Source organism: Sphingomonas sp. S2M10, assembly GCF_012650175.1.
Classification (GTDB): domain Bacteria; phylum Pseudomonadota; class Alphaproteobacteria; order Sphingomonadales; family Sphingomonadaceae; genus Sphingomonas.
This window is the reverse complement of the sequence record NZ_JAAILI010000014.1, coordinates 92,764-102,333: the sequence shown is the minus strand read 5'-3', so window position 1 is coordinate 102,333 and position 9,570 is coordinate 92,764. Positions and strand designations below refer to the sequence as shown.

Below are 9,570 nucleotides of genomic sequence, written 5' to 3'. Positions count from 1 at the left end.
TTACGCCTTGTTGTCGTCCACTTCCGAGAACTCGGCGTCGACCACGTCTTCGGCCCCGGCTTCACCGCCGGGGGCGGTGCCGCCCGCGTTCGGCGAGGCGTTTTCGGCGGCCTGCTTCTCGTAGATCGCCTGGCCGAGCTTCATCGCCACCTGGGCGAGTTCCTGCGCCTTGGCGGTCATCGCATCGGCATCGCCGCTCTCGATCGCCGACTTGGTCTCGGCGATCGCCGCTTCGATCTCGCCCTTCAGCGACGCGTCGACCTTGTCGCCATTCTCCTGGAGCTGACGCTCCGTGGTGTGGACGAGGCTCTCGGCGTTGTTCTTGGCTTCGGCCGCGGCACGACGCTTCTTGTCCTCTTCGGCGAACTTCTCGGCATCGCGCACCATCTGCTCGATGTCGGAGTCGTTCAGACCACCCGAGGCCTGGATGCGGATCTGCTGCTCCTTGCCGGTGCCCTTGTCCTTCGCCGAGACGTTGACGATGCCGTTGGCGTCGATGTCGAAGGTGACTTCGATCTGCGGCACGCCGCGCGGCGCCGGCGGGATGCCGACCAGGTCGAACTGGCCGAGCATCTTGTTGTCGGCCGCCATCTCGCGCTCGCCCTGGAAGACGCGGATCGTCACCGCCTGCTGATTGTCGTCAGCGGTGGAGTAGACCTGCGACTTCTTGGTCGGGATCGTGGTGTTGCGGTCGATCATGCGGGTGAACACGCCGCCCAGCGTCTCGATGCCGAGGCTCAGCGGGGTCACGTCGAGCAGCAGCACGTCCTTGACGTCGCCCTGGAGCACGCCGGCCTGGATCGCCGCGCCGATGGCGACGACTTCGTCCGGGTTCACGCCGGTGTGCGGCTCCTTGCCGAAGAAGTCCTTCACGACCTGACGGACCTTGGGCATGCGGGTCATGCCGCCGACGAGCACGACTTCGTCGATCGCCTCGGCCTTGACGCCCGCATCGGCCAGCGCCTTGCGGCACGGCTCGAGGGTGCGCTTGATCAGGTCGTCGACCAGACGCTCGAGATCGGCGCGGGTGATCGTCTCCACCAGGTGCAGCGGGGTGGTCGCGCCACCTTCCATGCGGGCGGTGATGAAGGGCAGGTTGATCTCGGTCGTCGCGGCCGACGACAGCTCGATCTTCGCCTTCTCGGCCGATTCCTTCAGCCGCTGCAGCGCCAGCTTGTCGGTGCGGAGGTCGAGGCCTTCCTTCTTCTTGAACTGGTCGGCCAGGTAATCGACGATCTTGTTGTCGAAATCCTCGCCGCCGAGGAAGGTGTCGCCATTCGTCGCCTTCACTTCGAACACGCCGTCGCCGATTTCCAGCACGGAGATGTCGAAGGTGCCGCCGCCAAGGTCATAGACCACGATGGTCTTGTTGTTGTCCTTGTCGAGGCCATAGGCGAGCGCGGCCGCCGTCGGCTCGTTGATGATGCGCAGCACTTCCAGGCCCGCGATCTTGCCGGCGTCCTTGGTCGCCTGGCGCTGGGCGTCGTTGAAATAGGCCGGAACCGTGATCACCGCCTGCGTCACGCTCTCGCCGAGATACGACTCAGCGGTCTCCTTCATCTTCTGCAGGATGAAGGCCGAGATCTGCGACGGGCTATACTCTTCGCCGCCGGCCTTGACCCAGGCGTCGCCGTTCGAGCCGCGCGCGATCGTGTAGGGCACCAGCTCGGTGTCCTTCTTGGTCACGGGGTCGTCGAAGCGGCGGCCGATCAGGCGCTTCACTGCGAAGATGGTGTTGTCCGGGTTGGTCACCGCCTGGCGCTTGGCCGGCTGGCCGATCAGCCGCTCGCCATCCTTGGCGAAGGCGACGATCGACGGCGTGGTGCGTGCGCCTTCCACATTCTCGATGACCTTGGGCTTGCCGCCTTCCATCACGGCGACGCAGCTGTTGGTCGTGCCCAGGTCGATACCGATAACTTTAGCCATGGTCCTCGTTGGCCCCCACAATCGAAACAAAAGGGTTTAAAAGCGTTATCCGGATTCCGGCCCCAGAAGAGGCGACCGCCGTCCAGATGTCCGAGGGGGGATATAGGTGCGTCGTGCCTTGCCGCAAGACGGCAGGGTTTCTACAAGATTTCCCAAATCAAAGAGGGAGGATGGCGAATGCGCACGCTGGCGGGGCTTTTGACGGTTCTGGTGCTGGGGGCCTGTTCGCCCCAGGCGGATGGCGTGAAGGTGGACGGCGCCTGGATCCGCCTGCCGGCGGTGGCAGGCCAGCCGGGGGCGGCCTATTTCACGCTGCATGGTGGGCGCGAGGCGGAGACGCTGGTCTCGGTCTCTACCCGCGCGGCGGATCGCGCGGAGATGCATGACAGCATAAAGGATGCCAGCGGCGTCACCAAGATGACGCAGATCGCCAGCCTGGACCTGCCGGTGGGCAGCGAGGTGCAATTCGCGCCCGGCGGCAAGCACGTCATGCTGTTCGGGATGGTGCCCAACGTGCATGGCGGCGAGAAGGTGCCGCTGACGCTGCGGTTCGCCAGCGGCCATACCGCGACCGCGGTGGCCGATGTCGCGGTGCCGGGGGCGGAGGCGCGCTAGATTGCCAGACGGTCTTCCAGGTCCCCCCTCCACGTACGGGAGGGGAACCTGGCGCAACGGCTAGCGCCGCCTCAGAACGACAGCCGCGCCCGCCCGAGCACGCGATCGCCGCTATGGCGCAGATCCGCATAGGGAGACGCCACGGCGCGGTTCGTGTCGATGTCTGTCCCGACATAGTCGACGCCGAGCGTCAGCGGCCCGCTGACATGCTCCACGCCGATCCGCCAATCGGTATAGTCGCCGGTCGGGCGCAGCCGGGCGGCCCGGGCATCGTCGGTGCTGCCGGTGGTGCGCCCGACCGCGCCCGAGACCGTGAAGGGCGTGGAGGGAATGCCGACCGACGCACCGGCATGCAGATAGAGATTGTCGCCGCCGATCGGTCCCTGATCGGGCGCATAGATGGCGCCGCCGTTCAGTCGCAGCGGGCCGAATGAGAAATTGCCATCGGCGCCGACCTCGACATAGTCCATCGCGCGCGCCGCGCCGGTGAAGACATGGCCGGTGACGAACCCGCGCAGGTTGAACGCACCGATGCCGAAGCCCCGGCCGGCTTCCAGGTCGAACACCGTATCCGCACCGGCATGCCGGCTGGACTCGCGTACCATCGCCACTCGTGCCGAGGCGTCGAAGCCGAGAATGCCCGCAGATACGTCGCCCGAGGCCGAGAGCTGGTTCTCGCTCCAGCTGAGGCCGCGACGGCTCTCGTCGGTGGAGAGTTCGACGCCTCCCGAAACCTTCGGCAGTATCTGGGCCTCGGCCGCAAGCGGGAAAGCGAGCGCCGCGAGGGCGGCGGCGGTAAGCGGGATACGCATCAGCTGTTACCAGGTCCTATTCGATCGAGTTCGGCGCGCAGCGTCTCGGCATCCTGCCGCGCCAGCGCTTCGACCGCGCCTCGCATGTCCTTCGTCGCGCTGGCAACGTCCTTTGCGATGACGGCGCGATTGGCGGTGCACCAGCCGGGACGGCTTCCCGCGGCGACGCGTTCCTGGCGCAGCGCGCGCTGGAGCGTGCCGGCGGGGTGCCGTGCCTGGCGATCAACCACCATATCGGCCTCCCAGCGGCAGCGCAGCGTGGAGGCGCGCCCGCCGGGGCCGGCGGTGCCGAGCTGCTGGTGGCGAACGTCGATGCGCATGCGATAATCGGCATGGACCGGGCCGGTTTCATGATCGATGCGCACGCGGTGCGCGATCTCGGAAAAGGGGGCGGCGAGCAGCAGCCCCAGAATCAACGGGATCATGGCTCTTCTCCTGCGGTTGCTCCGGCTGTTTCGCCGGTAGCGACGGGAGCTTTGCGCGCCGAGTTGCGGTGAATGCAAGTTAACTAGTGTTGCTGCGCCAGCTTGGGTTCGCGCGATCGGGTGCCTACATCGCGGGCCACACAAGCGGAGGAAAACAGTGACGGCCACGCGCACCGAAACCGATTCGATCGGCGCGATCGAAGTTCCCGCCGACGCCTATTGGGGCGCCCAGACCCAGCGATCGATCCAGAATTTCCCGTTCGGGCCCGAGGAGCGGATGCCGATCGGCATCGTCCATGCCCAGGCGATCGTGAAGCAGGCGGCGGCGCGGGTGAACGTGAAGCATGGGCTCGATCCGAAGATCGCCGCAGTGATCGACCAGGTCGCGCAGGAAGTGATCGACGGCAAGCTCGACGACCAGTTCCCGCTGGTGATCTGGCAGACCGGCAGCGGCACCCAGACCAACATGAACGTCAACGAGGTGATCGCCGGCCGCGCCAACGAGATCCTCACCGGCAAGCGTGGCGGCAAGAGCCCGATCCACCCCAATGATCACGTCAACATGGCGCAGTCGTCGAACGACAGCTTCCCGACCGCGCTGCACATCGCCGCGGCGCGCGCGGTGACGCTCGACCTGTTCCCGGCGCTGGAGCGGCTGCACACCTCGCTCGACCGCAAGGCGCAGGACTGGGATCACATCGTCAAGATCGGCCGCACCCATCTGCAGGACGCGACGCCGCTGACGCTCGGCCAGGAATTTTCGGGCTATGCGGCGATGCTCGCCTCGGCGCGGGCGCGGTTTCAGAGCGTGCTGGAGCTCGACATCTTCAAGCTGGCGCTGGGCGGCACGGCGGTGGGCACCGGCCTCAACTCGCCGCCCAATTATGCCGAGGACGTGGCCGCGGAAATCGCGAAGATCACCGGGCTGCCCTTCGTTTCGGCGCCCAACAAGTTCGAGATGCTGGCGACCAAGGACCAGCTGGTGAACTTGTCGGGGGTCTGCAACACGCTGGCCGTCTCGCTCACCAAGATCGCCAACGACATCCGCCTGCTCGGCTCCGGCCCGCGCTCGGGCCTCGGCGAACTGGAGCTGCCGGCGAACGAGCCGGGCAGCTCGATCATGCCAGGCAAGGTCAATCCCACCCAGAGCGAGTCGCTGACGATGGTGGCGGCCCAGGTGATCGGCAACCATGCCGCGGTCACCGTGGGCGGCATGCAGGGCCATTTCGAGCTCAACGTGTTCAAGCCGCTGATCGGCGCGAATGTGCTTCGCTCGATCACCCTGATGGCGATCGGCATGACCAACTTCGCCGAGCGCGCGGTGGACGGCGCAGTCGCGAACGAGGCGCGGATCAAGGAGCTGGTCGATCGCTCGCTGATGCTGGTCACCGCGCTGGCGCCTGCGATCGGCTATGACAATGCTGCCAAGATCGCCAAGAACGCGCACGAGAAGGGCCTGACGCTCAAGGAATCGGGGCTGGCGCTGGGGCTGGTCGACGAAGCGACCTTCGACAAGTTCGTCCGCCCGGAAACGATGCTCGGCCGTTGAGCCACTACGGGAACGCCGTAGCGGCACCGCCGTTTATCTGCCGAAGGAGAAGACGATGATCGGCAAGGCAATTGCAGGCTGGATCGGCAGCCGGATCGACAAGCGCGATGGCGAGGGCGGCACCATGGGTGCGATCGTCGGCGTCGCCACCTGGGAAGTCGCCAAGCGCGTCGTGCCCGCGGCATTCGTGCTCGGCGCAGGTGCAGTGGGCGCAGCCTATCTCAGGCGCAAGCTCAGCACCGAGCATGGTCCCGATACGGGCCTCGGCGCCTAAGGCGCATAGCGGCACCCGGGCTTGACGGCCCGGGTGCCGCTACGCCAAAGGCCCGCATGGCCCATACGCACCAGAACGACCCGCATGGATTCCATCGCCGCGGGGTTTTGTTTGTCCTTTCCTCGCCCTCGGGCGCCGGCAAGTCGACCATCGCCCGCAAGCTGCTGGCGGCCGAACCCGATCTCGCCGTCTCCGTTTCGGTAACCACGCGCGAGCCGCGCCCCGGCGAAGTGAACGGGGTCGACTATACCTTCGTCGACGTCGACCGGTTCCGCGAGATGGTTTCGCAGCACCATTTCATCGAATGGGCGCACGTCTTCAAGCATCGCTATGGTACGCCCAAGGGCCCGGTCGACGCGGTCCTCGCCACTGGCCGCGACATGCTGTTCGACATCGACTGGCAGGGCGCGCAGCAGTTGCACCAGACGATGGGCGGCGACGTGGTGCGTGTGTTCATCCTGCCGCCGTCGATGGCCGAGCTGCACCGCCGGCTCGAAGGGCGCCAGACCGATTCGCCCGAAGTGATCGCCCATCGCATGGCGCGGGCCTCGAACGAGGTGAGCCACTGGGACGGCTATGACTATGTCCTGGTCAATGACGATGCGGACAAATGCTTCGAGGCGGTCCACACCATCCTCAAGGCCGAGCGGCTCAAGCGCTCGCGCCAGACCGGCCTGATCGGCTTCATCCGCGGGCTGATGAAGCGCGGCGACCCGACGGGGGAATCCGCCGACGTTCTCTGATGCTTCTCAGAGAAGGCTGAGGAACCGCACCGCCGCATCGAAATCCGCACGGCGGACATCGCGAGCGCGGGTGGCGAGTTCGTCCTCGCCCCATTGCTCGGCTTGCCAGTCCTCGTCGAGCTGGGCGGCGCGCCATATGGTTTCACGATCGGCAGCGCCGTCGAGCAGCGCGAGCGCCGCGACCAGCGAGCCGCTGATCGTCACTAACGGGCTCAACGCTGCGAGGCGGAACGGGTCGAGTGCCGCCACCACCTCCTGCAGCCGCGCGATCGTCGCGGGCGGCTGGGGGCGATGCATGATGCCCGTGGTCGTCTCGAAATGCACGTCGTAGCGGGCACGCGCCCAATCCAGCAGTGGATCCCATTGCGCGGCCTGACGCTGGACCAGCGGCTCGGGCAGCTCGGCGCGGTAGCAGAGCAGGTCGCTCTCGCCGTAGCGGGCGAGGTCTGCCGCGAAGGGGGCAGGGTCCGGCGCGATCTGGTCGATCGCGGCGTTGGCGAGGCCGGTCAGCGGCATCGCGCGGGGATCGAGTTCCTCGCCGACGCTGCGCCACTCCTCCGCCACCGCCTCGGCAAGCTGCGGTGTCGGCAGCGTCAGGGCGGCGCGCGCCGGGGTGCGGACGGGACGGCCGTCCAGTTCGATCGCGCCGTCGACGATGGTTACGGTCTTCCAGAAACGTTTCATGCTTCGGGGGGTGTCCTCCAGCGGCGGGCGAGCATCCGGGGCACCGCCGCCATGAACCAGAACGAGGCGAGCATCAGCGCGATGCCCAGCATGGTCAGCTCGGTGGTGTTGGCGCGGCCCAGGATGAGCAGCGCCAACACCGCGCCTGCGACCCCGACGCAGTTGGCGCCCATCATCAGAAAATAGCGGTTGCGTGCAATGCGGTCGGCGTCGGTCACAGGGCCTCCAGATACGCCGGGATCGCCGACGCATGCGTGACGACCCGCACCGCGCCGGCCGCGTGCAGATCATGGGGGGTGTGGTAGCCCCATGCAACACCCAAGGGGTGCGCATTGGCGGCAACGGCCATCGCCATGTCGAAACTGGTGTCGCCGATCATCACCGTGGTTTCGGGGCTCGCGCCGGCCTCGGCGATCGCGGTCTCGATCATCGAGGGGTGCGGCTTGGAGGGGTGGCGGTCGGCGGTCTGCAGCGTGACGAAGCGCCCGCGCAGGCCATGGGCTTCCAGCACGCGGATCAGCCCGCGATCGGACTTGCCGGTCGCGACGCCGAGCAGCCAGCCATTCGCGTCGAGAGTCTCGATCGCCTCCACAATGCCGTCGTAGAGCGGCTCGTCCTCGATCTGGCCCGCGGTGCGCAGCGCAAAATAGGCGCTTTTGTACTCCTCGGCGAGGTGCCGGTGGAGATCGTCCTCCGCTTGCGGCAGCAGCTGGGCGATCGCCTCGACCAGGCTCAGGCCGACGATCCGGCGGATCGCGTCCCGAGCCGGCGGCGCCAGTCGCTGCGAGGCGAAGCAATGCTCCATCGCGAGACAGATGCTCGCCTGGCTGTCGACCAGCGTGCCGTCGCAATCGAAGAGCGCGAGCCGGTTCATGCGCCCTCGATCCTCCCCCGGAGGGGGAGGGGGACCGCCGCCGAAGGCGGTGGTGGAGGGGTGTCCCCGGCCACTGCGCACGCCCGCACCATCAGCGTCGACATCCCTCCGTCAGCCCTGCGGGCTGCCACCTCCCCTTGCAGGGGAGGATTTCGCCCCATCACTTCGCCTGCCCGCGGCCCCGGCGTTCGCCGCGGCGTTCCTTGCGGTAGGTCTTGGCGTGCGCCTTGGCCTTCTGCTTGAGCAGTTCCTTGCTCATCGGCGGCGGCCCATCGTCGATCTCCAGCGCATTGCCCACCGCCAGATCGAAGCCGAGCGTGTGCATCGACTCGGCGAAATGATGCGGCAGCTCGGCGCGTACGTCGATCCGGCCGCCATCGGGATGGTCGATGCGGATGCGGCGGGCGTGGAGGTGCATCTTGCGGCTGATGCCCCCGGTGAGGAACGCCTCCTGCAGCCCGTACTTCCCATCGCCGACGATCGGGTGGCCGATCGCCGCCATGTGGACGCGCAGCTGGTGGGTGCGGCCGGTGAACGGCTGGAGCTCCACCCAGGCGCAGCGATTGCCGGCCTGCTCGATCACCCGGTAGCGGGTGCGGGCGGGCGAGCCCTCTTCCATGTCGACCTGCATCTTCTCGCCGCCGGTGCCCGGCTGCTTGCCGATCGGCAGCTCGATGAAGCCGTCCTCGATGTCCGGCACGCCCATCACCAGCGCCCAGTAGATCTTCCGCGCCGTGCGGCCGGAGAAGCTCTTGGCGAAATAGGCCGCGGCGCGCGCCGAGCGGGCGATGAGCAGCGCACCCGAGGTATCCTTGTCGAGCCGGTGGACCAGCTTGGGCCGGCCCTCCGCCTCGAACTGCAGCGCGTCGAGCAGGCCGTCGACATGCTCGAAGGTCTTGGTGCCGCCCTGGGTGGCGAGACCCGGCGGCTTGTTGAGCACGATCGCCGAGGCATCGCGGTGGATGACCAGGGACTGGGCCAGCTCGGTCTGCTCGGCGCTGAGCGGCGGGCGGTTCGACTTGGGCCGCGCCGCGGCGGCGGGCTTGGCCGGCTCGGCCGGGGGGACGCGGATCGTCTGGCCCTCGGCGATGCGGTCGCCGGGCTGGGCCCGCGCGCCGTCGACGCGGAGCTGGCCGGTCCGCGCCCAGCGCGAGACGATGTTGAAGCTCACGTCGGGCAAATGGCGCTTGAACCAGCGGTCGAGCCGGATGCCGTCATCGTCGATGCCGACGGTGAACTGGCGGACGTCGGTCTCGCCGCTCATGCCGTCACCGCCCGGGCCAGATGCATGCCGATCGCGACCGCGCCAATCGCGCCGATCACCGAGGCCAGCACATAGGCGAGGGCGGTCAGCACCTCGCCGCGCTCGATCATCGCGAAGGTTTCCAGCGAGAAGGAGGAGAAGGTAGTGAAACCGCCGAGCAGGCCGACGCCGAGCAGCAACCGCGCCTGTTCGGCATTGGGGCCGAAGCGCAGCAGGCTGGCGCCGAGCAGCCCCATCAGCAAACCGCCAACGACATTGACGGCGAGGGTTCCCCAGGGGAAGGCCGGGCCGAGCAGGGCGACGCCGGCGCGGCCAACGCCGTAGCGGGCCGCGGAGCCGATGGCCCCGCCGAGCATCACGAGAAAAAGATTGGGCATTGCGCGCCCCTAGCGCGAATCGCGCGA

12 protein-coding genes are annotated in these 9,570 nt (G+C 67.7%); 4 read left to right on the top strand and 8 right to left on the bottom strand.

Annotation, left to right across the window (positions count from 1 at the left end; all coding sequences use genetic code 11):
* Window positions 1-1,926, bottom strand: coding sequence for a molecular chaperone DnaK (gene dnaK, locus S2M10_RS05340; protein ID WP_168845222.1), 1,926 nt, complete (start codon window positions 1,924-1,926; stop codon window positions 1-3).
* A 177-nt stretch (window positions 1,927-2,103) separates the two neighbouring features.
* Between dnaK and S2M10_RS05335 the strand changes: the two genes are divergently transcribed.
* The gene (locus tag S2M10_RS05335; RefSeq protein ID WP_168845221.1) at window positions 2,104-2,541 is read left to right on the top strand and encodes a copper chaperone PCu(A)C; all 438 of its coding nucleotides are present in this window, start codon (window positions 2,104-2,106) and stop codon (window positions 2,539-2,541) included.
* 71 nt (window positions 2,542-2,612) lie between these two features.
* Here the strand turns inward: S2M10_RS05335 and S2M10_RS05330 are convergent, their stop codons facing one another.
* A complete protein-coding gene (locus S2M10_RS05330; protein WP_168845220.1) occupies window positions 2,613-3,353 on the bottom strand; it encodes a TorF family putative porin in 741 nt (246 codons plus the stop codon).
* The gene (locus S2M10_RS05325; protein ID WP_168845219.1) at window positions 3,353-3,778 is read right to left on the bottom strand and encodes a hypothetical protein; all 426 of its coding nucleotides are present in this window, start codon (window positions 3,776-3,778) and stop codon (window positions 3,353-3,355) included. Before S2M10_RS05325 ends, S2M10_RS05330 begins: the two co-directional genes overlap by 1 nt.
* Before the next feature lie 157 nt (window positions 3,779-3,935).
* Here S2M10_RS05325 and fumC point away from each other — a divergent pair, with 157 nt between their 5' ends.
* Genes fumC through gmk form a run of 3 tightly spaced genes read left to right on the top strand, consistent with a single transcriptional unit; the run spans window position 3,936 to window position 6,344 of the window.
* Complete coding sequence (gene fumC / locus S2M10_RS05320; protein WP_168845218.1) at window positions 3,936-5,327, top strand: class II fumarate hydratase; 1,392 nt, start codon at window positions 3,936-3,938, stop codon at window positions 5,325-5,327.
* 55 nt (window positions 5,328-5,382) lie between these two features.
* Window positions 5,383-5,601 (top strand): hypothetical protein, encoded by a 219-nt coding sequence (locus S2M10_RS05315; protein WP_168845217.1) that lies wholly within the window; start codon window positions 5,383-5,385, stop codon window positions 5,599-5,601.
* A 56-nt stretch (window positions 5,602-5,657) separates the two neighbouring features.
* Window positions 5,658-6,344, top strand: coding sequence for a guanylate kinase (gmk, locus tag S2M10_RS05310; RefSeq protein ID WP_168845216.1), 687 nt, complete (start codon window positions 5,658-5,660; stop codon window positions 6,342-6,344).
* Window positions 6,345-6,350: 6 nt separating this feature from the next.
* On the opposite strand, the gene S2M10_RS05305 is transcribed toward gmk, so the two are convergent.
* The 5 genes from S2M10_RS05305 to crcB all read right to left on the bottom strand — a co-directional run bounded on the left by S2M10_RS05305 (window position 6,351) and on the right by crcB (window position 9,543).
* The gene (locus tag S2M10_RS05305) at window positions 6,351-7,028 is read right to left on the bottom strand and encodes an ATP12 family protein (protein WP_168845215.1); all 678 of its coding nucleotides are present in this window, start codon (window positions 7,026-7,028) and stop codon (window positions 6,351-6,353) included.
* Entirely contained in the window at window positions 7,025-7,246 is a 222-nt protein-coding gene (locus S2M10_RS05300; protein ID WP_168845214.1) for a hypothetical protein, read from the bottom strand. The genes S2M10_RS05305 and S2M10_RS05300 overlap by 4 nt, the downstream gene beginning before the upstream one ends.
* On the bottom strand, window positions 7,243-7,902 hold the full coding sequence (locus tag S2M10_RS05295) for an HAD-IA family hydrolase (RefSeq protein ID WP_168845213.1): 660 nt from the start codon (window positions 7,900-7,902) through the stop codon (window positions 7,243-7,245). The genes S2M10_RS05300 and S2M10_RS05295 overlap by 4 nt, the downstream gene beginning before the upstream one ends.
* A gap of 160 nt (window positions 7,903-8,062) precedes the next feature.
* Complete coding sequence (locus S2M10_RS05290) at window positions 8,063-9,166, bottom strand: RluA family pseudouridine synthase (RefSeq protein ID WP_168845212.1); 1,104 nt, start codon at window positions 9,164-9,166, stop codon at window positions 8,063-8,065.
* Window positions 9,163-9,543 carry a fluoride efflux transporter CrcB gene (gene crcB / locus S2M10_RS05285; RefSeq protein WP_168845211.1) on the bottom strand — a complete coding sequence of 127 codons (381 nt, stop codon included), beginning with the start codon at window positions 9,541-9,543 and terminating at the stop codon, window positions 9,163-9,165. The genes S2M10_RS05290 and crcB overlap by 4 nt, the downstream gene beginning before the upstream one ends.
* Between the last annotated feature and the right edge of the window lie 27 nt (window positions 9,544-9,570).

Coding starts and splice junctions, on each gene's coding strand:
- S2M10_RS05305 (WP_168845215.1), bottom strand. CDS start 7,028: ATGAAACGTTTCTGGAAGACCGTAACCATCGTCGACGGCGCGATCGAA.
- S2M10_RS05315 (WP_168845217.1), top strand. CDS start 5,383: ATGATCGGCAAGGCAATTGCAGGCTGGATCGGCAGCCGGATCGACAAG.
- S2M10_RS05335 (WP_168845221.1), top strand. CDS start 2,104: ATGCGCACGCTGGCGGGGCTTTTGACGGTTCTGGTGCTGGGGGCCTGT.
- dnaK (WP_168845222.1), bottom strand. CDS start 1,926: ATGGCTAAAGTTATCGGTATCGACCTGGGCACGACCAACAGCTGCGTC.
- S2M10_RS05330 (WP_168845220.1), bottom strand. CDS start 3,353: ATGCGTATCCCGCTTACCGCCGCCGCCCTCGCGGCGCTCGCTTTCCCG.
- S2M10_RS05290 (WP_168845212.1), bottom strand. CDS start 9,166: ATGAGCGGCGAGACCGACGTCCGCCAGTTCACCGTCGGCATCGACGAT.
- S2M10_RS05325 (WP_168845219.1), bottom strand. CDS start 3,778: ATGATCCCGTTGATTCTGGGGCTGCTGCTCGCCGCCCCCTTTTCCGAG.
- gmk (WP_168845216.1), top strand. CDS start 5,658: ATGGCCCATACGCACCAGAACGACCCGCATGGATTCCATCGCCGCGGG.
- crcB (WP_168845211.1), bottom strand. CDS start 9,543: ATGCCCAATCTTTTTCTCGTGATGCTCGGCGGGGCCATCGGCTCCGCG.
- S2M10_RS05295 (WP_168845213.1), bottom strand. CDS start 7,902: ATGAACCGGCTCGCGCTCTTCGATTGCGACGGCACGCTGGTCGACAGC.